Origin of the sequence: Nocardia sp. NPDC052566 (genome assembly GCF_044547285.1) — a bacterium.
GTDB lineage: Bacteria > Actinomycetota > Actinomycetes > Mycobacteriales > Mycobacteriaceae > Nocardia.
Window position 1 is genome coordinate 1,366,236 of the sequence record NZ_JBIUAF010000001.1, and the last position, 24,816, is coordinate 1,391,051.

A 24,816-nucleotide genomic window follows, 5' to 3' on the forward strand; every position below is an offset into this window, starting at 1 on the left:
GTGGTCAGCTCGCCGTGGTCGCGGACCTCTGCCTCGGCAGTGCCGGTTTCACCCCGTCCACGATCGGCGTTGCGGCTGCGGCGAGCGTCTCGATGGTCGGGTGGTTGACCACCGCGCACGGCAATATCTTCAGGCCGGCTTGTTCCTGTGCGCGCTGAATGAGATCCATGGCGCGGATACTGGTTCCGCCGAGTTCGTAGAAGTTGCTCTCCACGGTGATGGTGGGGTCGTCGAACAACTCGCGGAATATCACGCACAACCATTCTTCGGCGGGTGTGCGCGGCGGTCGAACCGACCGTGGTGCGGACACCGTCGGATCAGGCAGGGCGGCGCGGTCGACCTTTCCGTTCGGGGTCAGCGGGACGGCGTCGATCAGGGTGTAGGTCGAGGGAACCATGAATCCGGGCAGGTGACGAACGGCGTGCTCGCGCAACTGGTTCGGTGTCGGTGTCGCGCCGTTCGCCGGTACCACATAGGCCATCAGGTGTGCGTCGGTGTCGTGCGGCGGGCGCACGACGGCGACTGCGTGGCCGACGTCCGGATGCGAGCCGAGCACGGCCTCCACCTCGCCGAGCTCGATCCGGTACCCGCGCAGTTTGACCTGGTTGTCGAGTCGGCCGTGGAACCGGATCGTGCCGTCCGGCCGCCATGCGGCGAGGTCGCCGGTCCGGTACATTCTGGTGCCGTCGTCGTCGAAGGGGTTCGCGACGAACCGTTCCGCGGTACGGCCGGGCAGTCCGAGGTAGCCGCGCGCCAATCCGACGGCGCTGATGTAGAGTTCGCCGGCCTCACCGCGCGGTATCGGGCGCAGTTCGTCGTCGAGTATGTGGATCGAGACACCCGGTATGGGACGGCCGATGGTGACTTCGTCCTTGCCGTCGAGCGGTTCGCTGGTCGACGCGCATACTGTGGCTTCGGTCGGGCCGTACGAGTTGATCACCCTGCGTCCCTGCGCCCAGCGGGCGAGTAGGTCGGGTGGGCACGCCTCGCCGGCGAGCACCAGTGTTCGCAGTCCGGGGACGTCCGAGGGGGTTATCGTCGCGGCCGCGGCCGGTGGCAGCACCGCGTGGCTGATGGTGTTGTGCCGCAAGACTTCGGTCAACTGTTCGCCGACAAGGGTGCCGCCGGACGGCACCACGAGGGCCGCCCCGGCGGCGAAGGTCCCGAGTAGCTCGGTGAGGAAGGCATCGAAGCTCGGCGACATGAACTGCAGTACCCGGCTGTCCGGCGCGACCTGCAACGACGCGACCTTCACCGCGGCGAGCCCGTGCAGTCCGGCGTGTGTGACGGCGACGCCTTTCGGCCGTCCGGTGGACCCGGAGGTGTAGATCACGTACGCGAGGTTGGCCGTCGAGGACCGGCGGTCGGTGATGTCGGTGCCATCCAGTGCGTCGAGTTCGGTGGAGTCCAGCAGGATCCGGGGGGTCGCGGAGTCGTCGGGCAGCGTGGCGGCGGCGGTGGATGTGGTGCACAGCAGGGTCGGTGCGGCATCGGCGAGCATCGCGTGCACGCGTTGGGCCGGATACCGGACATCGATCGGCAGGAAGGCGGCGTCGGCCTTCGCGACGGCGAGGACGCCGACGACCATGTGGACCGAGCGGGGCAGCGCCAGCGCGACCAGGTGTTCGGGACCGGCGCCGCGGTCGATCAGCAAGCGGGCGAGCCGGTTTGCTCGTTCGTTCGTTTCGGTATAGGTGAGTGTTTCCTCGTCCGAGACGATCGCGATATTGCCGGGATGTGCTCGAACCGTCCGTTCCCAGAGTTCGGCGAGGGTGGCCGCGCCGTCAGCCACGTCGATGTTCTGTGTCATGGCATCCCCTTCCTGTGGGTCGATTTTTCGTATCCTGTTTCGGCGGTGGGGTTTTCGGCGGCGCCGGATCGAGTACCTCGGCCAGGATGCTCATGCGTGATCCGGGCACGCTGGAAGTCAGGAGAATGTACTCGCCGGGTCGTGCGCCGTGCGCGTGCTGCCGGTCGACGAGGTTCACGAGCGGGTCCGCGCTGAAGCAATGTCCTCGATCGGCGATGTTGCGCAGGTAGAGCTGATCGGGCCGGAACCCTGATCGGCCCTCGCTCATCCTGACGATCGGCATGAACACATTCGGTGGCAGAACCGCCGAGACCTCGTCCGGTCGCACACCGGAGCGGCGGGTGATCGTGTCGGCCGCGGTACGGCCCAGCCGTCCGCTGAACCGTCCGCTCGCGTCGAGGGCAGCGGTGTCGAGCGCCGATGCCGTCGCGATGATGCCGAGATCACCAGGTTGTGAGGTGACGAGGCAGCTGGCCGCGCCGTCGCTGAAGAGTGCGAACTGCTGAAATCGTTGCTCCTCGTCGGCGACTCGGTCGCTCACGATGACGAGAACGCGGTCGTAGGTCTGGGAGGCGACGAACCGATCGGCCAGGTGCACCGCGGACAGTAGCGTGTTGCACCGCCCCAGGGTGACGCCGATGACGAACGCGTTCTCCAGGTCCAGCGCTTCGAGAATCACCCGGCAGTAGCGGGCATGGTGATCGACGCCCGAGGGGAATTCCGTGGCGCAGAGGATGACCGCGTCGACGTCGGTGCCCGCGCATCCCGTCAGCGACAGCGTGCGGCGCGCCGATGCCACCGCGAGTTCCGTACGGTCACGTGCCGATGCGAAGAACCGGCCCCAGCCCCATATTTCGGCGTCGTCGAGCATCTCGTACCGGGCGATCTTCTCCGCGAACCGGTATGCCTCGCGGTAGCCGACCTCGTGTTCGCCGAGTTCGTAGGACGCTCCCGACAGCGAGACCTGGACGTTCACGACGCCTCCAGGGTCGTGCGGAGCCATGCCATGACGTCGGCCGCCATGTCGGGTGTGACGTCGTGCCCACCGCGATATTCGCGGTAGGTCAGGCGCGCGCCCATGCTTTCGAGCGCGTCACGCGCGTTCCTGCCCCTGTCGATCGTGATGGTGGCGTCCGAAATGCCGTGGCCCACGAAGACGGGCAGGCGGGCCAGGTCGGGGCGGTTCGGCAGCAGGGCCAGGGTCTCGGGCAGGATGCGCCCGTTGATCACCGCGCAGCCATGGATCAGGTCGGGGCGCAGCAGCGCGATGCTCAACGCCATCATTCCGCCCTGGCTATGACCGAACAGGAATAGGGGCCGGTCGGGTTCGTCCCGGTGGCGTTGGTCCAGGTACGCGATCAGCGCGTACCGGCTGCGCTGTTCCTCTTCTCTGGCTATCGCGACGGTGCCGTCCGGACGATCCTCGTAGGCGAACCACCGGTAGACCGACGGTCCCATCCGGAAGGCGGCTCGGACGGCCACCACCGACCAGTCGATCCCGGTCCTGGGCCATAGATCGAGAAGATGGCCGTGATATCTGCCGAAGCCGTGCAGGAGTACGAGGGCCGCGGCGCTGTCGCTCGCCGCGTGGTCGTCGGCGCGCTCGGCGATGGCGAGTCCGGTGTCCAGCCGCCGGACAGCGGGCATTGTCATTGCTTCTGCTCCGCCAGCACGTGTTCGACGAGATCCGCTACTGCGCCGACCGATTGCAGCGCGGCGTCGGCGACGGCTCGGTCGTCGAAGACGATGCCGAGTTCGTCTTCGATCCGTACGAGCGCCTGCAGCAGGTTCAGCGAGCTGATGCCCAGTCCGGCGCCACCGATGGCCGTCTCGTCGTCGATGAGCAGCGCCGCGGCGGCGTGCTGTTCGGGTTTGGTCGCGAGCAGTGCCGTGATCACTGTGGAGCGGATCTCTGCCCTGTTCGGATGCCGCGTTCGCGGTTCCATTACGGCACCGCCTGTTCGTTCAGTTGTGGAAGCTGGGCCAGGGACCGGCGAATGTCTTCGTCGGACAACGGCATGTCCTGCATGGTTCCGTTCAGGTACGCCTCGTAGGAGGCGAGGTCGAACAGGCCGTGGCCGCTGAGGCAGAACAGGATCACCGGGGCGGTGCCCTGCGCATCCGCTCGTTTCGCCATGTCGATCGCGCCGTGGATGGCGTGGGCCGACTCGGGCGCGGGGAGGATGCCCTCGGTTCTGCTGAAGAGGACTCCGCTGGCGAAGACGTCGGACTGGGGATAGGCAACCGCTTCCACGACGCGGTGGTGGTAGAGCGCGCTGATGATCTTCGAGCAGGCGTGATAGCGGAGGCCGCCGACATGCCCGCCCGCCGTGGTGAATCGCGATCCGAGCGTGTACATCTTCTGCAGCGGCGATACACCGGATCCGTCGGTGTAGTCGTAGCAGTATCGGCCGCGCGTGAGTTTCGGGCACCGCTGTGCCTCTACCGCGATGCAGCGCACGTCGGAGCTCCCGCGCAGTTTCCGGCCGATGAACGGCATGGCGATACCGCCGAAATTGCTTCCGGCGCCGAGTGAGCCGATCACGATGTCGGGTTGCTCGGCCGGACCGAGCTGTTCGAGTGCCTCCAGGCCGATCACCGTGGAATGCAGGATGGAGTACGCCTCCCCGCTGCCCACGCTCAGTTGCGTTCCGTCGTGTGCCAGTGCGTCCTCGAAGGCCTCGGTCACCGCGTAGGCGATGTTTCCGGGATGGATCGCGCCCTGTCCGGATGACGGCCCGGCGGGCTCGGCGTCCCGGCCCGGGCTGGGGACGACCTCGGCGTTGTAGAGCCGCATGACCGTCTGGCGGTAGGGCTTTTCGTCGAAGCTCTTCGCGACCATGTACACCTTGCATGCCAGACCGAACTCCTGGCATGCGATCGCCAGTGCTGTGCCCCACTGGCCGGCGCCCGTGCCGGTCACCAGGCGCTCGGCGCCCGCGGCCGCGTAATAGTGAGCCTGCGCCATCGCCGTGCAGAGCTTATGGCTGCCGCTCGCGTTCTCGCCCTCGTATTTGTAGTAGATGCGCGCCCGGGTGCCGATGTGCCGCTCCAGCGCCCGCGCTCGCCGCAGCGGTGTCGGACGCCAGGACAGATACTTCTCCGACACCGGGTCCGGAATCGGGATGAGCCGCTCGCGGGTCATGCTCTGCCGGACAAGTGCCAGCGGAAGCTGGAGTTTCAGTGCCTCCCGCTTATCGGAACGTGCGGGGGGAATATCGGGTGGTAGTTCGAACGGAATGTCGGCGAGAATGTTGTACCAGTTTTTCGGCGCGCAGCCCGTGTTTGCGGAAGGTCTCGTCATCTGCGCCTTCACAGGATTGGTATTGATTCTTGCGGAACCTTATATTCGTGTGCCTGCCGATCGTCGCGTGACTCGGGTGCGGCACACTATCTCAGTGAAGCACATCATGTCGACGTCTTCAATCCTGTGACGGTAAGGACTCCGGCCGCTCTCGCAATATCAAGATCACATTTGGATGGCTCGTGCGATGGCGGCGATGGCGGAGTCGTGGCGGAGTCGTGGCGGATCGGTCGAGAGGGTTGCCGTTGCGGCTCGAACAAGCCGAACTCGATTGGGCTGCTTGATGATTCGAGCCAATGACGGTGCGTGTACCGATCTTCGGCCGGTGCCTGTGACGCACGATCGGCACGGCGGCATCGTATCGCGCAAATGTATTTCCGGTGGCGCACGCCAGTCGTGAGCCCCTTGTTTTGGGGGCTACATTTCTCGTTTGTTCCTTTCCAGATGGATGCATCCCATGGTAGGTTGAGTTCATTGCTCAGTGGGGCGGCCGCGGCGAGATTCGATAGCGCTTCTGTCATTGAAATCTGCGTGCACGGCCGAATGTTTCCGGGACTCGCTCGGAAGTTGTCGAGTGCATCCCGGTTGTCGACGCCGCGATTATGAGTGCCCGTCGAGATCGTCAAATGGAGTTTGCATAAGCGTATTCGGCGACCGCACTTCCTGTGGTCGTGGAATATTTTCCGGACAGGTGACATTCCGCTGAAGGATCGGAAATGGTCTGAGTCGAAATCCAGAAGTTGTGCCGGTGGGGCCACCTCCATCAGCGATGAAACGCACCACGCACGAACGATCATGTGAGCAGACCGCGATGACCCTTCCGACCACGTTCGAGCCGGGCATACTCGAGCTTCCCCTGTTCGACGACGCGCATCGAATCCTGGCCCAGCGGATCGAGCGCTGGTGCGCCGATCGGCACGACGCCTGGGCACATCCCGGCGCCGGACCCGTCGAGCGCTGCCATACCCTGCTCGCGGACCTCGGCCGGTCCGGTTGGCTCAGCCATCTGCACCCCGAATGCCGCGACGACTCCGACCTCCGCTCGGTGTGCGTCAGACGCCAGGCCCTGAGCTTCCACGAGGACCTCGCGGATTTCGTCTACTCCATTCAGGAACTCAGCGCCGCCGCCATCATCCGCCACGGCACGGTCGATCAGCGCCGCAGACACCTTCCCGGCCTGGCCGCGGGGACCAGCGCCGGGGCGGTGGCCCTGTCCGAACCGGGAGCCGGCTCCGACCTCGGCGCCATAGCACTCGTCGCGGCCGAGGACGGAGACGGATTCGTCCTCAACGGCAGCAAGACCTGGATCGCGCAGGGGGATATCGCCGACGTCTGTGTCGTGCTGGCTCGGACCGGTGACGGGCCAGGCCCGTTGGGGCTCACCGCGTTCCTCGTGGACGGGCACGCTCCGGGGCTGCGGACCGCGCCGATCCGCGCGATCGCGCCGCGCTCGTGGGCCGCACTGACCTTCACCGACTGCCGCGTCGGCCGGGACGCGATACTCGGCGAGCGTGGCCGCGGCTACGTGGTCGCTCTGGACGTGCTCGAACGGGCGCGCGTCACGGTCGCCGCCGCCGCCATCGGATTTGCCCGGCGCGCCTACCGGTACGCACTCGAACGGGCGCGCGGACGACGGGCCTACTCCGGCCGCCTCGTCGACCTTCAACTGGTCAAGTCCGCGCTCTCGGCCATGGACGTCAAAGTGGCGGCCGCTTCGCTGTTGACCGCTCGTGCCGCCTGGTCCGCCGACCACGGCGGGGAATTCGGCAGATTCGCGGCCGTCGCCAAGCTCTATGCCACCGAGGCAGCGGGCGAGATCGTCGACGCCGCCGTGCAGATCTTCGGCGCCGCCGGGCTGGTCGAGGACAGCCCGACCGAACGGCTCTACCGCCAGGTCCGTTCACTGCGCATCTATGAGGGGCCCTCCGAGGTGCTCGAGATGGTCATCGCCGACGCCTTGTGAACGACCGCGACCGACGGGGAGGAGAATGATGACAGCTGAACACCTGCGGCTGGCCGGAATCGGCGCCGGGCCTGCCAATTTGAGCCTGGCGGCCCTGTTGTACGACGATCCCGAGCTGCCGAACGTGTTTTTCGACCGCAAGCCGCATTTCATCTGGCACGACGACCAGCTCATCACCGGCTCGACCTTGCAGGTGTCGATCTTCAAGGATCTGGTGAGCCTGTCCGATCCGACCAACCGGTTCTCGTTCCTGTCCTATCTGCACGACCACGGGCGGATGTACCACTACATCAACGCGCAGTTCGCGAGCGTGCCGCGCAGTGAGTTCCGCAACTACCTGGCCTGGGCGGCGGAGAGGAACGAGAACATCGTCTTCTCGGAGACGGTCGAGCGAGTCGAATTCGACGGGGTCTTCCGCGTCGTCACCGACCGCCGCGAGGTCACCGCCGACAACATCGCCGTGGGAGTGGGCACCGTGCCGTGGGTACCCGAGGTCGCCGAGCCGTATCTGGGTGCCACACAGTTCCATGTCTGCGATTACCTGTCGCGGTCGAAGGGATTGCGCGGCAAGCGAGTCGCCGTCGTCGGTGGCGGTCAGTCCGGGGCCGAGGCGTTCCTGGATCTGATCTCGCGGCGTGAGTCCGAGGGGCTGGCCCGGGTGCTGTGGATCTCCAAGCGGCGCAGCTACTTTCCGATCGATGACTCGACCTTCACCAACGACTTCTACATGCCGGGCTACTCCGACTACTTCTATCAGCTCCCCGAAAGCAAGCGCACCGAGATCAATTCGGCTCACCTGCTGACCGCCGACGGCATCTCCGAGTCCACGCTCCGGGCGATTTACCAGGAGCTGTACCGGGTGCAGTTCATCGAGGGGGCAGCACACCGGTTCGGGCTGCTGCCCAGTCGGACGGTCACCGCCGTCGATCGCATCGGCGGCGGCTGGGAACTCACGGTCCGGCACAACGACGAACCCGACCAAACCCAGTGCGTCGCGGTCGACGCGGTGGTGTGGGCGACCGGGTTCCGTCCGGCCGGCAAAGAGTTCCTCGACCCTTTGCTGGACCGCATCGAAACCGAGAACGGCGAATTCCGCCTCGATGAGGACTTCGCCGCCATCTGGGACGGCCCACCGGACCGCAACATCTACATGCAGAACGCCGCCCGTGGTCAGCGCGGGCTTCCGGATGTCAACCTGAGCCTCAACGCCTGGCGAGCAGGACGCATCACCGACCGGCTGCACAACCGGCGAGGGGCGGAGCCGATGACGTCGTTCATCGAATGGTCGGCCAAGAACGTGCGGGGCACGCAATGAACACGGTGGACATCGCCGTTGTCGGGGGCGGCATCGTTGGCGCCGTCGTCACCCGTGAGTTCGCGATGGCCTATCCCGGTGCGGACATCGTGGTGCTGGAACAGGGACTCATCGGCCTGGGGGCATCCAGCCGCTCCGCGGGTGTGCACTTCCCGCGCGGCGCGACAGCGCGGGTCAGGTCCATGACCGGTTACAGCCATCGGTACTGGCGGGACCTGGCCGTCGAACTGGATCTGCCACTGTGCGCCGTCGACGCGACCGTGGTTGCCTCGGCCGACCGTGCCGGCGCGGTCCGGGCCGCCTACCTCGACCTCGGTGCGACGACAACGGCAGCCGCCCCGGCCGGCACGCTGGCCTGGACGTTGCACGGCTGCCACTACGCCGATGTCCTGGCTGTCACCCAGCGGATCCTCAGCGCGCTGTGTGGCCGGGTGATCATCTGGGAGGGCAGCGAAGTGGTCGCCGTCGAGCCCGGCGACGACCACCGACTCGTCCTGCGGCACGGTGGCGAGCTGCGGGCCCGGCGGGTCGTGCTCTGTCCCGGCCCGTGGATCGCGCACCCGGCGTGGGCCGATCTGGTCGCGCCGCTTGGCCTGCGGGTCAAGAAGATCGTGGCCGCGCACATCGACGCGGCGCCCGGCCCGGATACCCCGCTCATCGTCTTCGATGACGAGGATGCCTTCCTGCTCCCCGTCCGCCACCGCGGGCATTTCCTGTTCAGCTACACCTGTGAGGTCTGGGACGTCTCTCCCGATACGGTCGCGCTCGGTGTGAGTCGAGCCGAGCTCGACGATGCCCGCGCTGTTCTCGAGCGCTATGCGCCCGAGTTGGTGCGGCGCTGCCGATCAGGCCGGGTGTTCTGTGACGCCTACAGCCCTCGGCGCGAACCGGTCGTCGCCGAGCTCGGCCCCGGACTGGTCTTCGCCGGAGCGGCCGGCGGCTCGGGTTACCGGCTCGCTCCCGCGATCGCCCGCGACGCGATCGCCTGTCTCGACCCCGCGGCCACCCGCTCGCTGCATCGCACCAAGGAGAAGCAGCCATGATCTTGAACTACTACAGTGAATCCGAGCTGACCGAAGAATTCGGCATCGACATGTCCGAGGTTGCCGGGCTCGGGGTCGGTGCCGGTTGGGGGCGCGTCTCCCCCGGCGCCAGCTCGAGGACCGATCGGCACGACGAGACCGAGTTCTTCGTGATCGTGGCCGGCGAGGGTGAGCTGGTCGTCGACGGCCACCATCACCACGCACGGCCGGGTACGGTGGCCCTGTTCGAGCCGTTCGAATCCCATGTCATCGCCAACACCGGCGCGGTGGACCTGGTCTTTTTCACCCAGTACTGGCGCGACGCGGCCCGCGCCCAGTTCTCGGCACGCTCGCGAATCCGCCCGCACGCGACCGACCGGCCCCAGTTCGTGTTCTCCACACCGCCGACCCCCAACGGTGATCTGCACCTCGGCCACCTTTCCGGGCCCTACCTGGGCGCTGACGTGTATGTGCGGTACCAGAGACTCAACGGCAATCAGGCGTGGCACATCACCGGGAGCGACGACTTCCAGAGTTACGTCGAGGCCCTGGCCGGTCGCGAGAACATGGATCCCGCCGATGTCGCCCGCCACTACTCGGCCGAGATCGCCGCGACGCTCGACGCGATGGACATCGCGGTCGACCAGTATTACGTCACGAGCGCCGACGAGGGGTACGCCGAGGGACTGCGGCGATACTTCACGCGGTTGGTCGACTCCGGCCGGGTGCGGCCGCAGGCGACGCCGGGGCTCGTCGACGGCGCCACCGGCGAATACCTCTACGAGGTCAACGTTTCCGGGGCCTGCCCCGGCTGCGCGAGCGCCACCAGCGGCAACATCTGTGAGGAGTGCGGTCGGCCCAATCTCGTCAGCGACCTCGGCGCGCCGCGCTCACGGCTGAGCGACGCCGTCCCGCACCGCACCGATATCGAGCGCTACACGCTGGCGCTGCACGAGTTCGCCGACTTCGTGGCCGACCACCACCGGCGTGGACGCGCTCCGGCCCGGCTGCGCGAACTCGCGCACCGGGTATTCGCCGGTGGCGCGATCGACCTGCCGCTCTCGCACCCCGCCGTTTGGGGTGTGCGCCCCGCCGAATCCGCGGCCGCCGGGCAGGTGATCTGGGCGTGGCCCGAAATGGCCTACGGGTTCCTGCACGGTATCGAGCGGCTCGGTGCCGAACTGGTGACCGGCTGGTCCCGCGATGTGCCCGACCCGGACTGGAAGATCGTCCATTTCTTCGGCTACGACAACAGCTTCTATCACGCGATTCTCTACCCGGTCCTCTACCGGCTCGCCTTCCCCGGGTGGAACCCCGACATCGACTACCACCCCAACGAGTTCTACCTCCTCGACGGCGCCAAGTTCTCCACCAGCCGCCGCCATGCCGTCTGGGGCAAGGAGATCCTCACGCCCGGCACGGTCGACGCGGTTCGCTACTACCTGTGCCGGACCCGCCCCGAGGGCGAGCGCACCGACTTTCGCCGGACCGAATTCGACCGCGCCGTGACCGACACCCTGGTCGGGCAGTGGGAGGGCTGGCTGACCGATCTCGCCGAGCGCGTCGGCCGCGACCACGGTGGCATCGTTCCCGATGCCGGCACCTGGACCAGCGAGCACACCGCCTTCCTCAGCCGCCTGTCGGTGCACCTCGACGAGATCACCGCCGCCCTCAATCCCGAGGGGTTCTCGTTACGCCGGGCGGCGGCCGGCTTGGACGGCATCGTCACCGATGCCCGCGCCTTCGCCTGCCAGCAGTCTCGCCTCGCCGGGCTCGATCGCTGGGGTTCGGAGGGCCGTACCGCGACGGCGCTGGAACTGGCCGCCGCGCGGCTCCTCGCCGCCGTGTCGGCGCCGCTGATGCCGCGCTTCTCCGGCCGCCTGGCCGCCGCCATCGGCATCTCCGAGATCACGACCTGGCCGGAGACGGTCGAACTCGTTCCCCCGGGCAGCCGGTGCGCGCCGGCCGGGACCCACTACTTCGACGCCGCCGCGATTGTCGGAGCGTTGACCGCGGGCGCGCGATGAGTGCGGGAGCGGTGGTGCCGGAATCGGTCATCAACCGCATCGTCGCCGACCGGCCCGATCACGCGGGCGTGCTCACCGTGGCCGGTTTCGGCGGAATCCGGACGATGCCGTTGGCCGAGTTCTACGACCGTGCCAGGGCCGTCGCGGGTGTCCTGCGGCGCAAGGGGATCGGCGCGGGAGATCGGGTCGGGGTGTGTGCCGGTAACTGCCTCGAATGGGTGCTGCTCGACCTGGCCGCGCTGATGCTCGGGGTGCAGACGGCCGGCTTCGAGCCGGGCAAATTCACCGCGGATGCCGACTTGGTCGACCGCTACGGTCTGAGCCTGCTGTACTGCGACGGGGCGATCGGCGCCGACGCGGCGTCGGGCGTGCTGCCGATGACGGAGATTTCCTCCTACGCCGACGAGCCACCAGGCGAATTCGACCCGGTCGGGTACAGCCCCACCGACTGCAGCACGGTGAAGTTCACGTCGGGCTCCACCGGAGTTCCCAAGGGGCTGGAGGCCAGTGTCGGCAGCATCGACTCCTCCCTCACCGCCGTGCAGCTGCTGTTCGACCATCGTCCCGGTGACAACCTCCTCGTCTTTCTCCCGCTCTCGCTGCTGCAGCAGCGCTATTGGCTCTATTCGGCGCTGCGCTGGGGTCATGACATCACCATCACCAGCTACCAGTCGGTGTTCGCGGTGATGGCGGTCGTGCGTCCGACCGTCGTCATGGGTGTGCCCGGGTTCTTCGACACCGCCAAGCGGCACATCGAGAGCCGTCGGGGCGACGGGCTCGATACGGCCGCGGCCGCCGAGGAGTTGTTCGGTGGTCGCATCCGCTACCTGTGGACCGGGTCGGCGCCCGCCGATCCGGGCGTGCTCCGGTTCTTCGACGACGCCGGCCTGCCGATATTCGAAGGCTACGGCCTCAACGAAACCTGCATTGCCACCAAGAACCATCCCGGCGCGCACCGCGCGGGCAGCGTCGGCCAATCGTTGCCCGGTAAGCAGGTGATCGTCGATGACGACGGCGTGGTCTGCGTCCGCAGCGATCACCCCGTCAACACTGCCTACACCTTCGCCGCGCCCGGCGACAGTGCGCGGATGTTCCGACCCGGTGGCGTGGTTCGCACCGGTGATCTCGGACGAATCGACGAGGACGGCTTCCTGTACATCCTCGGCCGCACCGATGACGTCATCGTCCTCGACAACGGTCAGAAGATCGTGGTCCGGCCCGTCGAGACCCGTTTCCGCGGTACGGGCGTGGTCACCGAATGCGTCGTGTTCTGCCCGAATCAGACGGAACTGGTCGCCGTGGTCGCGCCCGGCCCCGGCCCGGTGGACACCGCGGCCATCGCCGCAGCGCTGGATGCGGTCAACGCCGCGGGCGAACCCGACGAGCACATCGCGAGGGTCGTCGTCGCCGAGGAGCCTTTCACCGTCGACAACGGGCTCAGCACCGCGCAGTTCAAGCCGATCCGGAACCGGATCCGGGAACGGTACCGCCATCACCTCGACGACCCGAAGGAGGGCATTCATGCCGGCCGACCTCGACGCCCTGGCCCGCGATCAGCTTGCGAAGGTACTGCGTGACGGGCCTGCACCCGCCGCGCTCGACCCCGGTCGCGACCTTGTCGAAACCTACGGACTCACCTCGCTCAACAAGGTCATGTTCCTGACCTCCCTGTGCAAGGCCGCCGATGTCGGCCTGGACCGGCTCACCGAAGACGACCTCGCCCGGATGCGCACCCTCGGCGACGTCGTCGAGGTGCTGCGATCGATGGTGCGAGGTGATGCGGTATCGACAGGCGCCTGGAGCGAGATCGCATCCGCTGTGCTCGCCAACGACCATGTGTCGCTGCATCCGGTCGCGGAGACCGACCGGGAGCCGTTGCGCAAGATCGCATTCGATGCGCGCATCTGGACCTACTTCGTCGCCCGTGTCGACAACGACGCCGACTTCGACGCGTTCTTCGACACCATGCTCGCCGACCAGGCCGCGAGCAAGCGCGCCGTCTATGTCATCGTCGACAAGCACACCGGCCGGGTGGCCGGTAGCTCCAGCTACGGCAATCTGGCCGAGGCCGACCGGCGGCTGGAGATCGGATGGTCGTGGCTGGGCACGGACTTCCAGGGCCGCGACGTCAACCGTTGGGCGAAGTATCTCCTGCTCGAGCACGCGTTCGAAACGATGCACGCCATGCGTGTCGAGTTCAAGACCGATGTCCTCAACACCCAGGCCCGGGCCGGACTCCGCAAGATCGGCGCCGGTGAGGAAGGCGTATTTCGCAGCTACAACTACATGCCGTCAGGGCGGCGCAGGGACGCGGTCTATTACTCGATCCTCGCCGGTGAATGGCCGTCGGTGAAGCGGCAGTTGCGCACCCGAGGCCGGGTGGTCGACCCGTCGTGATCGAGGTACCGCTGCTCGACCTTGCCGGCCCCGCCCGTGCCCGTGGGCTCGGCCACGGGCACGCCCTGGCCGGGCGGCTGCGTGGCTTCCTCGGTGACTCGCTGGCGCGGCTCGGGTATCTGACCGACCGGCCTGTCGATCTCGGCTCGGCGCATGCTGTCATCGCGGCGCACCGCGACGCGGTAGTCGCCGCGCTACCGGATCTGGCCGACGAGGTCGACGGTCTGGGGCTCGGCGCGCGGATCAGCCGTGACGAGGCCTGGTTGCTGCAACTGCGCCGCGAGATACTCGGATACAGCCGGGTTACCGCCGGTGACTGCACCGGCTACGCCACGGCTCGCGGTGCGCCGGTGCTGGCCCAGACGATCGACCTGAACGGGAACCTCGACGACCAGATCGCGGTGCTGGCCGTCTCGGGCCCGCGTCACCGCTCGGTGCTGGTGAGCTTCGCGGGGCTCCTCGGCTATCTGGGTGTCAACGACGCCGGGGTCGCCGTCGGGCTCAATCTCGTGCTCGGTGGCACGTGGGGGCGCGGGATACCGGTCTACCTCGCGATCCGGCACCTGCTCGACACCGCCGAGAGCGTCGAGCACGCCGTCGCGATCCTGAACGACCTCACGCTGTCGAGTTCGAGAGCCTTCCTGCTCTGCGATGCGGACCGGACTGTGTGTGTCGAGACTCTGGGGGCCGAGCGACGAGTCCTGGAAGGAGAAGAACTGTTCCACACCAACCATTTCCTGCATCCGGATTTCGAGGCACGCGACGAGATGAATGTTTTCGCCCGGAATTCGTCCCGTCGGCGCCTGGAATCGGTTCGAGCGATCGGTATACCGGATGCCGATGACATCGCGGGACACCATCGCGTGCTGTCGACGGCGCCGATATGCGTGCCGGACAACGGAGATATTCGCCGGGAGCGGACCGTGGCGGCCGTAATACTGCGCCCGGATCTCCGAGAGTTGCGGCTGTGGCCCGGCGACCCGTCGGCCGCGAATGAGCACGTATTCTCGATCAGCTGATCTGTCGTACCGTGTCGGCTCCGCCGGGATCGATCGACGGGGACCGCGGAAAGTGAGGATTATTCGGCACGACCGGCGCTCCGATAATGGTATTCGGTCGTGGTTTCGACGTCCGCAATAATAAATCTCGGGTCAAGTGGCATCTCGGTTTCGGCGCGAATTGGATCTTGTGGCGGGGTACTCGGTGTGCGAATCTCGGGGCACCGACCGCGATTCATGATGATTTCGCGTTTCGGGTTCGATCGCTTGCCCGTCCGTTGGAAGGAACTCCATGTTCACCGGTCTCAGCGCCTTTCATCTCACGCCCACCGACGATGCCGATATCGACGAGAAGCGGCTCGCGCACCTCGTCACCCGGCTGGTCACGGCGGGTGTGGATTTGATCGGCACACTCGGCTCGACCGGCAATTACGCCTACCTCGATCGTGCGCAACGCGATCGCGTGGCCACGATCGCCGTCGATGCCGCGGGTGAGGTTCCCGTCATGGTCGGCATCGGCGCCCTGCGCACCAGCGATGTCCTCGCCGCGGCCGAGGACGCCCAGAATGCGGGCGCCGCCGCGGTTCTGCTCTCGCCGGTCTCCTACCAGCCGCTCACCGATGAGGAGGTCTTCGGGCTCTACGAGGACGTCACCAAGGAATTGTCGGTTCCGCTGTGCGTGTACGAGAATCCGCGCACCACGAAGTTCACCTTCAGCGACGAACTGCACGGGCGAGTCGCCGCGCTGCCCAACGTCGGCGCGGTGAAGACCCCCGGTGTATCCGCTGAGCTGGCACCCGCCAGAATCGCCGAGCTGCGCGGCGCGCTGCCCGACGACGTGGCGATCGGCTTCAGCCTCGACGAGTTCGGTGTCGGTGGCGTCATCGCGGGGGCGGACGTGTGGCTCAGTGTCATCGGCGGCCTGCTGCCCGAGGAATGCGTGACGATCACCAGAGCACTGGCGAACGGCGACAACGAGCGGGCCACGGCACTGTCCGCGCGCATGGCACCGTGGTGGGATCTGTTCCGCCGCTACGGCAGCCTGCGCGTCGTCACCGCCGCCGCCGAACAGCTCGGACTCATCGGCTCGCCGAACCTGCCCCGGCCGCTGCGCGGAATTCCCGAGGCCGCCCGGCACGAGGTTGCCGCCGCACTCGACGCGCTCGACATCCGCGTATGACACACGGCGTGCACCGCGACCAGCGATTGTTCACCACGGGTGTGACGGCGCTGGCGCCGGCGACCTGGGGAACCACCTATCTGGTGGCGACCGAGTGGTTGCCGCCGGACCGCCCGCTGCTGGCCGCCACCGTGCGGGCGCTGCCCGCGGGGCTGATTCTGCTGGCCTTCGCTCGCACGGTGCCGCGGGGGATCTGGCTGTGGCGGTCCCTGGTGCTCGGCACGCTCAATATCGGTGCGTTCTTCTTCTTGTTGTTCGTCGCAACCTTTCACCTGCCGGGCGGCATAATAGCGGTGATCATGTCGATGCAACCGATGTTCGTCCTGGTGCTGGCGGCGCTTCTCATCGGGGACGAAATTCGGCTCGAGCATATGGTGGCCTGCGTGCTCGGCGCCGGAGGCGCCATATTGCTGGTATTCAAGGGGGCGGTGGTACTGGATTCCGTCGGTGTTGTCGCGGCGTTGAGTGGAGCGGTGTGTATGGCCGCCGGAATAACGCTGACCAAACGGTGGGGGCGTCCGGACGGCGTGGGATTGCTTCCCTTCACCGGCTGGCAGCTCGTTGCGGGCGGACTCGTGTTGCTTCCTTTTCTGCTGTTCGTCGAAGGCCTGCCGAACAGCATTACCGGAATCAATATCGTGGGGTTCGCCTATTTTATTTCCATGGGTGCGGTCATCAGCTACGCGATCTGGTTCCACGGGATCGAGAGATTACCGGCACTGTCGGTCTCCTTCCTTTCCCTCGGCAGCCCGATCGTCGCCACTCTCCTCGGATATCTTTTTCTGCACCAGACGTTGTCGATTCTGCAACTGGTCGGCATCCTGGTGATCATCGGTGCCGCACTTCTCGCGCAACCCCGATCGGTCAACCTCCGTCGGCCGCGCTCCCCCGCTGTCGATTCCGGCAGCGGCGCGACAGCCGAACCGGCGCCGTCGACAGTGGAAGGGAGGATTCCATGAGTTGCGGCATACGCCGCGGCTGTTCACCTACCACGGGTGGAGGCGGATGGACCTGACCGCGCGGTAGCCTGACCCGAAGGCGACGCGGCAGGATCGGGGAATTCCATGGGCGCTACCACCATTGCCAGGCAGTGCACCCTGTGCGAGGCGCATTGCGGGATTCTGGTGACCGTCGAGGACGAGCGGGTCACCAGGATCGAGGGGAATCCCGCGGATGTGCTGTCCAAGGGATACATCTGTCCCAAGGCGACGGCGATGGGCGGGCTGCATCATGATCCGGATCGGCTGCGGACGCCGATGCGGCGGGTGGGTGAGCGGTTCGAGCCGGTCGGGTGGGACGAGGCGTTCCGCGAGATCGGGCAGCGGTTGCGGCGGGTGCGTCGCGAGCACGGGCCCAGTGCGATCGGGATGTATCTGGGGAATCCGGCGGCGCACAGTTCTTCGGTGATCTATGGGGCGTTGCTGCGTGCGGTGTTGCTGACGCGGAACTTCTTCTCGGCGTCGTCGATCGATCAGCTGCCGCAGGAGTTCGTGGCGTGGCGGATGTTCGGGTCGAATGTGCTGATGCCGATCACCGATATCGATCGGACGGCTCGGTTGGTGATCCTCGGGGCGAATCCGGCGGTGTCCAACGGGTCGATCACCACGATGCCGGGTGCGCGGGACCGTATCCGGGCGGTGCGCGAGCGTGGCGGCACGGTGGTGGTCATCGATCCGCGGCGCACGGAGACGGCGCGGCTGGCCGATGAGCATGTGGCGGTGGCGGCGGGCGGTGATCCGTATCTGCTGCTGGGGATGCTGCATGTGCTTGTCACCGAGAAGTTGTGTGACGAGCGGCTGATTCGCGCGGAGTGCAATGGGTGGGGTGAGTTGCGTGCGCTGGTCGCGGACTTCTCCCCCGAGGTGGCGGCGCCGCACGCGGGGGTGGACGCGCAGACGATCCGGCGGCTGGCGCGCGAGCACGCCGCGGCGGAGTCGGCGGTGCTGTACGCGCGGATCGGGGTGTGCCAGCAGGTGACCGGCACGCTGACGCATTGGCTGGTGAATGCGATCAACGCGGTCACCGGGAATCTGGATCGGCCCGGCGGGCAGATGTTCGCGTCGCCGCCGATCGATGCGGCGCGGTTCGCGAAGTATCTGCCGATGGGGTACGGGGCGTGGACGGATCGGTCGGGGGCGCACAAGGCGTTCCGTACGGAGTTGCCGGTGGGGGTGCTCGCCGACGAGATCCTGACCGAGGGGCCGGGGCAGATCCGGGCGATGATCACCTACGCGGGTAATCCGGTGCTGTCGACGCCGCAGCGGGGCAGGCTGGGTGCGGCGCTGGATTCGCTGGATTGCTATGTGGCCGTTGACATGTATGTCACGGAGACGACCCGGCACGCGGATTTCATCCTGCCGCCGATCTCGCTGCTCGAGCGCGAGGACGTGGATGTGCTGCTTCCGGTGTTCAGTGTGCGCAACAACCTGCGCTACAACGCGCGGGTGTTCGATCCGCCCGCTGATGGTCTCGAGGATTGGCAGATCATGGCGCGGTTGGTGACCGAGCTGGTGCCGTTGCCGGTGCGCGGGATGACCGGCCGGCTGCTCAACGGTGTGTTCGAGCAGTTCAGCCCGATGCGGTTGACGTCGCTGGGTGTGCTCACCGGTCCGTATGGGGTGCTGCGCAACGGGTGGAAGGGTTTGACGGTCGGGAAGGTGCGTGCGTCGGCGGGCGGTGTCGATCTCGGTCCGTTGCGTCCGCGGTTGCGTGCGCTGATCGGCACGAAGGACCGCAGGGTTCAGCTCGCGCCGAGTGATTTCCTCACCGCGGCACGGGCTTTGATCGATGAGGCGCGTCGTGGTGGCGCGGCGACCGCCGCGCCGGATGGCTTCGACCTGAAGTTGATCGGCCGTCGTCATCTGCGCAGCAACAACTCCTGGCTGCACAATGTCCCGGCGATGGTGAAGGGCCGTGATCGCTGTACCGCGCTGATGCATCCGGCCGATGCCGCCGATCGCGGGCTGGTGGACGGCGAATCCGTCGCGGTGCGCTCGCGTGTCGGCTCGATCGAGGTCACCCTCGAGGTCAGCGACGATATCCGCCCGGGCACGGTGGCTATCCCCCATGGCTGGGGCCACCGCGAACCCGGCGTCGGCTGGCAGGTCGCCGCCGCGCTGCCTGGCGCGAACGTGAACCTCCTCCACGACCCCGCCCTGATGGACACCCTCTCCGGCACTGCCGCCGTCAACAGCACCTGGGTCAGCGTGGCGGGCGCGGCACGATCATGATTGCCCCCGGGTAGCACCCGGGGTGTGGCCGAGGGTGCGGCGGTAGACGTCGATGAAGGCGCTGGTGGTGGCCCAGCCGCAGCGGTGGGCGATGACGGAGACGGGCAGGCCGTCGGCGAGGAGTTGCACCGCGGTGTGCAGGCGGAGCTGGGTGCGCCATTGGGGGTAGGTCATGGCGAATTCGGTGCGGAACAGGCGGGACAGGGTGCGTTCGCCCGCGCCGACGCGGGTGCCGAGCCGGTCGAGGGTCCATGGTTCGGCGAGGTCGGCGGCGACGAGGGCGCAGGCGGCGCGCAGCCGGTCGTCGCGGGCGGCGGGTAGGCGCAGTGGTTGTTCGGGGCTGCGGCGGATGCGGTCGAACAGGACCTGGCGCAGGCGGTCGTATTCGTCGGCGGGCAGAGTGCCGGGTTGTGAGCAGGCGATGAGCAGTTCGCGCAGCAGCGGGTGGGCGGCGATCACCGACGGGCCCGGGCGGGCCATGTCGAGGGGGAAGGCGACGCAGTGGAAGCGGGTCGGTCCGTAGAAGTGGTGTTCGTGCCAGTGGCCTGCGGGGATCCAGATGGCGCGATCGGCGGGGGCGATCCAGTGCCCGGCGTCGGTGCGGACCTCGGCCACACCGGAACTCGGGTAGACGATCTGGTGTACGTCGTGGCGGTGCCGATCGATATGTGAGCCCGCGGGCTGGTCGCGCGCCAAGGTCGCGGCGTGCGAGTGTTGGCGGGTTATCGACATATTCCGGCATTTTATCGGAAGCCTGCCTATGCCGCCGGTTCCTACGCTGAGCTGCGGACCGGGTGAAGGAGGCGGCGATGGTGACAGGTCAAGCGGTACAGCTGGATTCGCGTTCGGCGTGGCAGCGGATGCGCCACTGGGCGTTCGCGCACGCGGTCGACGACTTCTATCAGGGTCTGGTGCCGGCGAGCATCCCGTTCTTCGTACTGGAACGCGACTACAGCTATGTCGCCGCGTCGGGTCTGGCGTTGGCGGCGACGCTGGGAAGTTCGCTACCGCAACCGATTCTGGGGGTGATCGCGGATCGGTGGCGGATGCTGTGGCTGGCGCCCGCGGGTCTCGCGGTCGCCGGGATCGGCGCGGGGCTGGCCGGGCTGGCGCCGAGTTATCCGCTGGTGTGGCTGTTGCTGCTGCTGTCGGGTATCGGTATCGCGGCGTTCCATCCGGCGGCCGGGCGTGACGCGCGCCGGGCCGCGGGTGACAGCGCCACCGCGATGAGCCTGTTCGCGGCGGGCGGCAGCGTCGGATTCTTCCTCGCGCCCGCGGTGGCGACACCGGCGCTGGTGTCCCTCGGTGTCGGTGCGACGGCGCTGTTCATTCCGCCCGCGGTGCTGATGGGCTTCGTGCTGTGGCGCTTCCAGCAGCGGCAGTCGCGGAACCCGGTGGCGGCGAAGCATTCCGGCGGTCGTGATCGCTGGGTGCCGTTCCTGGTGCTGACCGCGGTGGCGGTGGTGCGCTCGGTGATCTCCGGCGGCATCGCCACCTTCCTGGCGCTGTACTGGATCAACCACCTCGGCGCCTCGCAGGCCCTCGGCGGTGCGGCACTGACGGTGTTCTTCGTCGGCGGCGTGGCGGGGACATTGACGGGCGGGCGTCTCGCCGACCGGCTCGGCGTCCTGCGTACCATCCAAATCGGTTCCGTCGCAGCCATTCCCGCGCTGGTGGCGCTGCGTGCGACCCCCGATCCATGGCTGGGCCTGCTCGCCGCCGCCGCGGTGGGCGTCGCGATGAACATCCCCTTCGCCGTCCTGGTGAAACTCGGCCAGGACTACCTTCCGAACAGACCCGGCACCGCCGCGGGCGTCACCCTGGGCCTCGCCGTCAGCGCGGGCGGCGCCTTCGTCCCGATCTTGGGTATCCTCGCCGACCACTCCGGCCCCCAAGCCGTCCTTACTGCCCTGTGCTTCGTCCCCCTCGCCGCCGTCGCCCTCGGCCTGCTCCTCGCCGACCCCTCGGCCGAATAGCCCCGCCGAACCCGAACGGGCAACGGGCGCACGTGGGCCCCGGCACCGCAGGCGTTCGCCACTCTCACGTTCGGCCCACCGGATTGTCGGCTTCGTGTCTGCGGGCGCGAACAACTCGGGCCATGACTCGTCTGCGAGTGGCCGCCACGGGGGCGATCACGGCAGTTGCTCGATGTGCAGCCGGGGTATGCGTGCGTAGCGTTCACCGGTGGTGGTCAGCAACGGCCACTGCCGCCACGATGCCGACCATGCCGCGTGTATCTCGTCGACACCGAGTTCCGATCCCGCGCACAGGCGCCCGGCCTGACGCGCGATCACTTCGTCGAGCTCATCGACGTAGAACACGTTTTCCAGGGTGGGGACGCGTTCGAGTGCGGGATGCGCATGATCAGGCGCGTCGCGCCATGCGGCGCTCAACGCCGCGGCGGGCACGACGACGGTGGAGAAGTCGGCGATCGCCGCGCGGACCCTGGCACGGATGTAGAGGCTCTTACCCGAGGCGAAGTCGATCAATGCTGTGGTGTCGAGAACGATCCCGTCGATCACGCCGCCGACGTCCCGGCACGCCGGGGCTTACGCATCCGAGCGATCAGGGCTTGCTCCTCGGGTGAGGCCGGGCCGAACAACTCGTCCAGCGCGCGCGCGGCCCGCGCGTAGTCGAGGCTGCGGCGCGCGGCGTCGGCGAGGAACCCCGACACCGAGTCGGCAGCACCGGCCGCGGCGAGCTTCTTGATCTCCTCGTGCAGGTCGTCGGGGATGGTGATGTTGATCCGCGCCATCTCCTCACGATACACACTTTTGATCGAGGCAGTGTGTATAGCGCCGGTCAGTTGGTGGTTTGGTCGACGCGGGTGCCGTTGATCCAGGCTTTCGGTTCGGCGAGGAAGGGGGTGTCGCCGAGGCGGTCGAGGTCGGCCAGGAACGCGGCGGTGGTGCGGGTGGCGGCTTTGCTGGTGCCGGTGGACAGGAAGGCGGCGAGTTCGTGGTTGAGGCCGCGGGACAGGGTGTTGTCGGTGCCGAAGTAGATGGCGCGCTTGAGTTCCTTGATCACCACCGGATTTCGGGTGGCCAGGCGTGCGGCGGTGGCCTTGGTTTCGGCGAGTAGTTCGTCGGGGGTGGTGAGCCGGTGGACCAGGCCGAGGCGCAGGCCATCCTGCGCGCTGACCGGTGCGCCCTCGAGTGTCAGCTCGATCGCTTTGGCGGCGCCGATGAGTCGCGGCAGGCGCTGGGTTCCGCCGCCGCCGGGGATGAGGTTGGCCAGCGATTCGATCTGGCCGAGCTTGACGTGGTCGGCGTCGGCGGCGTAGCGCAGATCGCAGGCGAGCGCGATCTCGTGGCCGCCGCCGAGTGCGGGGCCGTTGATGGCGGCGAGGTAGACGAGGCGAGATCGGTTCATCCGCATGGTGGTTCGCTTCCACCGGTAGCCCCACACCATGCCGACGCCGAGGCCGCCGCCGAAGCGTTCCAGTGCGCGCACGGTGCCCGGCACCCGCAGTGAGGTGTTGAGCAGCGGGATGAGCGGTGCGACGGCGCGGGCGGGGATGAACGGGTGCGGCAGTGCCACCATGTCGATCAGTGCCCGCGGGTCGGCGTGGGTGAGGAAGCGGCCGGGCAGGCCGCCGGTGAGCACGATCGCGCCGATGCTGTCGTCGGTGTCGGCGGCGGCGGTGAGCAGGTCCAGATCGCGGACGACGGCGGGGGTGACGAAGTTCAGTGGCGGTGCGACGATGCTCGCGGTGAGCACCCGGCCGTCCTGGCTCAGTTCGAGTGTTTCGAGCTGAAGTTCGGCTGCGCTGGTCATCGGCGACTCCTTCGGTGCGCACGTGGGCGATACCCGGAAGTCGTTGTGGCATATGACGATTCGGCCGGGCACGGCGACGCGATCAGATTATGGTCCACACCATAATACGTGTGTCACTCCGTCACGGCTACCACCCTTGGGTGGATATCGGCGACCGCCCCGGGGCGGACATCCGTCGTGCTCAGCGGGCAGCGTCGAGCAGTATCCGCAGCTCGCTCAAGGTGTCGTCCAGCGGAGAGGTGGAGCGTTGGACCCGGCACAGCGCGACCGCGCCCTCGATCGACGCGACGGTCAGGGTGGCCAGACGTTGGGCGCGTTCCTCGGCGATGCCCTCGCGCACGAGCATGCCGGTCATCAACAGGTGCCAGCGTTCGAAGATCGCCGCCGCCGACGCCGCGAATTCCGGTGTGTCGTCGTTGGTTTCGACGGCGACCGCGAAAATGGGGCAGCCCGCCCGGAAATCGCTGTCGGTGAGGGTCCGGCGCCACAGCGCGCCGAACTGCTCGAGCGCCCCGGCCGAATCGCCCTCACGGGTCAACTGTTCGATGAACTGGGTCATCAACTCCCCCGCGATGGTGACCGCGTCGGTGATCATCTGCGTGCGCCCGCCGGGGAAATGGTGATACACCGACCCGCGCGGCGCGCCGGTGCTGGCGAGTACCCGGTCCACGCTGGTGGCGCTGGCGCCGTGCACGCGCAGGGAGTCGATGGTGCCCTCGATCATCCGCCGCCGCGCGTCGGGTAGACGCGGGCGGGGAGTCGCGTCGCTGCGTGCTCGCTTCGAACTTGCCACGTCACCATCTTATGGGGTGTGCCATAGTGGCGGTGGTCGAGCCCTGCTCAGGATTCGCCTCCCGCCACGCCGTCACCGCTCGGGATGCCGTTCGGCGCGACCCGCGCGCTGTGGAACTCGAGGAACGCGGCAAGGGTCTCCTTGGGCGCCTCGAGCTGCGGGTAGTGCCCGACCGGCAGTTCGACCACATCCGGATTCGGGATGAGCTCGCGGTAGCGCTGGGCCATATGCCCGCCCGAGACCGGATCGAGCACCCCGTCGATCAACCGCAGCGGCACCACGGCCTCGCGCAGCGCCCCCACCCAGCGCTCACGGTGCCTGCGCCGCTCGGCCATGTATCCGAGTAGCTTGTGCGCGTTGCGATGTCCGTGCCTGGTGCACCACAGCAGCCAGAACTGGCGTTGCGCGTCGGCGTCGGGGCGGGTGTCGGGACCGAACACCGCGGCCAGGCTGCGCCCGAACGAGCCCTCGGTGGTCAGCGTGCTGAGCAACGGACCGACCGGACTCGCCAGCAACCGCTGGACCAGGCGCGCGCGATGGGTTTCCGGGAACAGGCCCCCGTTGAGCAGGCACACCGATTCGATGACCAGCGAGGAATCCCCTGCCGCGCGGCGGTCGGCGTCGCGGGCGAGCAGTTCCTGGGCGACGGTGTCGCCGTAGTCGTGGGCGAGCAGGTGCACGCGGCCGATTCCCTGTGCGCGCAACAGGTTTTCGTGGATGTCGGCCTGATCGGCGATGCTGTAGTCGTAGTCGCGTGGTTTGGCGGAGAAGCCGAATCCGATCATGTCCGGGGCGATGACGCGGGCGAACCGCGCGCACAGACCCGGCCAGAGTAGATGCCAGTCCCAGGACGCGGTCGGGAATCCGTGCACGCACAGCAGCGTGTCCGCGGGCCCGCCGCCGCCGTCGCGCCAGAAGATCTGATGTCCTCGATGGGTGTGCCTGCGCCCGAGCGCCCGCCATTCGGCAAACTCCTCCATGGCCACCAGCATTGCCGGTG

Annotated in this window: 22 protein-coding genes; 11 read left to right on the forward strand and 11 right to left on the reverse strand. The window is 67.6% G+C overall.

Annotation, left to right across the window (positions count from 1 at the left end; translation table 11 throughout):
- Positions 1-4: 4 nt before the first annotated feature.
- The 5 genes from ACIG5A_RS05455 to ACIG5A_RS05475 are packed head-to-tail and all read right to left on the reverse strand — an operon-like array spanning position 5 to position 5,114.
- Positions 5-1,810: an amino acid adenylation domain-containing protein gene (locus tag ACIG5A_RS05455; protein WP_397238000.1), complete on the reverse strand. Its 1,806-nt coding sequence runs from the start codon at positions 1,808-1,810 to the stop codon at positions 5-7.
- The gene (locus ACIG5A_RS05460; RefSeq protein WP_397238002.1) at positions 1,785-2,786 is read right to left on the reverse strand and encodes a hypothetical protein; all 1,002 of its coding nucleotides are present in this window, start codon (positions 2,784-2,786) and stop codon (positions 1,785-1,787) included. The genes ACIG5A_RS05455 and ACIG5A_RS05460 overlap by 26 nt, the downstream gene beginning before the upstream one ends.
- Positions 2,783-3,463, reverse strand: a complete 681-nt coding sequence (locus ACIG5A_RS05465; protein ID WP_397238004.1) for an alpha/beta hydrolase — start codon at positions 3,461-3,463, stop codon at positions 2,783-2,785. The genes ACIG5A_RS05460 and ACIG5A_RS05465 overlap by 4 nt, the downstream gene beginning before the upstream one ends.
- Complete coding sequence (locus ACIG5A_RS05470; protein WP_397238006.1) at positions 3,460-3,756, reverse strand: acyl carrier protein; 297 nt, start codon at positions 3,754-3,756, stop codon at positions 3,460-3,462. Before ACIG5A_RS05470 ends, ACIG5A_RS05465 begins: the two co-directional genes overlap by 4 nt.
- The gene (locus ACIG5A_RS05475; protein WP_397238008.1) at positions 3,756-5,114 is read right to left on the reverse strand and encodes a TrpB-like pyridoxal phosphate-dependent enzyme; all 1,359 of its coding nucleotides are present in this window, start codon (positions 5,112-5,114) and stop codon (positions 3,756-3,758) included. The genes ACIG5A_RS05470 and ACIG5A_RS05475 overlap by 1 nt, the downstream gene beginning before the upstream one ends.
- An 811-nt stretch (positions 5,115-5,925) precedes the next feature.
- On the opposite strand from ACIG5A_RS05475, the gene ACIG5A_RS05480 reads away from it, so the two are divergent.
- The 10 genes from ACIG5A_RS05480 (at position 5,926) to ACIG5A_RS05525 (ending at position 19,246) form a co-directional block, all read left to right on the forward strand.
- Entirely contained in the window at positions 5,926-7,077 is a 1,152-nt protein-coding gene (locus ACIG5A_RS05480) for an acyl-CoA dehydrogenase family protein (protein ID WP_397238010.1), read from the forward strand.
- A gap of 28 nt (positions 7,078-7,105) precedes the next feature.
- Entirely contained in the window at positions 7,106-8,392 is a 1,287-nt protein-coding gene (locus ACIG5A_RS05485; protein WP_397238012.1) for a lysine N(6)-hydroxylase/L-ornithine N(5)-oxygenase family protein, read from the forward strand.
- Positions 8,389-9,435 (forward strand): NAD(P)/FAD-dependent oxidoreductase, encoded by a 1,047-nt coding sequence (locus ACIG5A_RS05490; protein WP_397238014.1) that lies wholly within the window; start codon positions 8,389-8,391, stop codon positions 9,433-9,435. Before ACIG5A_RS05485 ends, ACIG5A_RS05490 begins: the two co-directional genes overlap by 4 nt.
- Positions 9,432-11,441: a class I tRNA ligase family protein gene (locus tag ACIG5A_RS05495; protein WP_397238016.1), complete on the forward strand. Its 2,010-nt coding sequence runs from the start codon at positions 9,432-9,434 to the stop codon at positions 11,439-11,441. Before ACIG5A_RS05490 ends, ACIG5A_RS05495 begins: the two co-directional genes overlap by 4 nt.
- Positions 11,438-13,018 carry an AMP-binding protein gene (locus ACIG5A_RS05500; protein WP_397238018.1) on the forward strand — a complete coding sequence of 527 codons (1,581 nt, stop codon included), beginning with the start codon at positions 11,438-11,440 and terminating at the stop codon, positions 13,016-13,018. Before ACIG5A_RS05495 ends, ACIG5A_RS05500 begins: the two co-directional genes overlap by 4 nt.
- Positions 12,963-13,838: a GNAT family N-acetyltransferase gene (locus ACIG5A_RS05505; RefSeq protein WP_397238020.1), complete on the forward strand. Its 876-nt coding sequence runs from the start codon at positions 12,963-12,965 to the stop codon at positions 13,836-13,838. Before ACIG5A_RS05500 ends, ACIG5A_RS05505 begins: the two co-directional genes overlap by 56 nt.
- Positions 13,835-14,857 carry a C45 family autoproteolytic acyltransferase/hydolase gene (locus ACIG5A_RS05510; protein ID WP_397238022.1) on the forward strand — a complete coding sequence of 341 codons (1,023 nt, stop codon included), beginning with the start codon at positions 13,835-13,837 and terminating at the stop codon, positions 14,855-14,857. The genes ACIG5A_RS05505 and ACIG5A_RS05510 overlap by 4 nt, the downstream gene beginning before the upstream one ends.
- Before the next feature lie 271 nt (positions 14,858-15,128).
- On the forward strand, positions 15,129-16,016 hold the full coding sequence (locus tag ACIG5A_RS05515; RefSeq protein ID WP_397238024.1) for a dihydrodipicolinate synthase family protein: 888 nt from the start codon (positions 15,129-15,131) through the stop codon (positions 16,014-16,016).
- Positions 16,013-16,975, forward strand: coding sequence for an EamA family transporter (locus ACIG5A_RS05520; RefSeq protein WP_397238026.1), 963 nt, complete (start codon positions 16,013-16,015; stop codon positions 16,973-16,975). The genes ACIG5A_RS05515 and ACIG5A_RS05520 overlap by 4 nt, the downstream gene beginning before the upstream one ends.
- Positions 16,976-17,080: 105 nt before the next feature.
- Entirely contained in the window at positions 17,081-19,246 is a 2,166-nt protein-coding gene (locus ACIG5A_RS05525) for a molybdopterin oxidoreductase family protein (RefSeq protein WP_397238028.1), read from the forward strand.
- On the opposite strand, the gene ACIG5A_RS05530 is transcribed toward ACIG5A_RS05525, so the two are convergent.
- Positions 19,241-19,978, reverse strand: a complete 738-nt coding sequence (locus ACIG5A_RS05530) for an AraC family transcriptional regulator (protein WP_397238030.1) — start codon at positions 19,976-19,978, stop codon at positions 19,241-19,243. The two genes, ACIG5A_RS05525 and ACIG5A_RS05530, sit on opposite strands and share 6 nt — an antisense overlap.
- A 77-nt stretch (positions 19,979-20,055) precedes the next feature.
- Here ACIG5A_RS05530 and ACIG5A_RS05535 point away from each other — a divergent pair, with 77 nt between their 5' ends.
- Positions 20,056-21,222 (forward strand): MFS transporter, encoded by a 1,167-nt coding sequence (locus ACIG5A_RS05535; protein WP_397238032.1) that lies wholly within the window; start codon positions 20,056-20,058, stop codon positions 21,220-21,222.
- Positions 21,223-21,378: 156 nt separating this feature from the next.
- Here the strand turns inward: ACIG5A_RS05535 and ACIG5A_RS05540 are convergent, their stop codons facing one another.
- The 5 genes from ACIG5A_RS05540 to ACIG5A_RS05560 all read right to left on the reverse strand — a co-directional run bounded on the left by ACIG5A_RS05540 (position 21,379) and on the right by ACIG5A_RS05560 (position 24,796).
- Complete coding sequence (locus tag ACIG5A_RS05540) at positions 21,379-21,768, reverse strand: hypothetical protein (RefSeq protein WP_397238034.1); 390 nt, start codon at positions 21,766-21,768, stop codon at positions 21,379-21,381.
- Positions 21,765-22,001, reverse strand: a complete 237-nt coding sequence (locus tag ACIG5A_RS05545) for a ribbon-helix-helix domain-containing protein (RefSeq protein WP_397238036.1) — start codon at positions 21,999-22,001, stop codon at positions 21,765-21,767. Before ACIG5A_RS05545 ends, ACIG5A_RS05540 begins: the two co-directional genes overlap by 4 nt.
- Positions 22,002-22,048: 47 nt before the next feature.
- The gene (locus tag ACIG5A_RS05550; protein ID WP_397238038.1) at positions 22,049-23,023 is read right to left on the reverse strand and encodes an enoyl-CoA hydratase/isomerase family protein; all 975 of its coding nucleotides are present in this window, start codon (positions 23,021-23,023) and stop codon (positions 22,049-22,051) included.
- Positions 23,024-23,204: 181 nt separating this feature from the next.
- Positions 23,205-23,816: a TetR/AcrR family transcriptional regulator gene (locus ACIG5A_RS05555; protein ID WP_397238040.1), complete on the reverse strand. Its 612-nt coding sequence runs from the start codon at positions 23,814-23,816 to the stop codon at positions 23,205-23,207.
- A gap of 47 nt (positions 23,817-23,863) precedes the next feature.
- On the reverse strand, positions 23,864-24,796 hold the full coding sequence (locus tag ACIG5A_RS05560; RefSeq protein WP_397238042.1) for an alpha/beta fold hydrolase: 933 nt from the start codon (positions 24,794-24,796) through the stop codon (positions 23,864-23,866).
- Positions 24,797-24,816 lie beyond the last annotated feature (20 nt).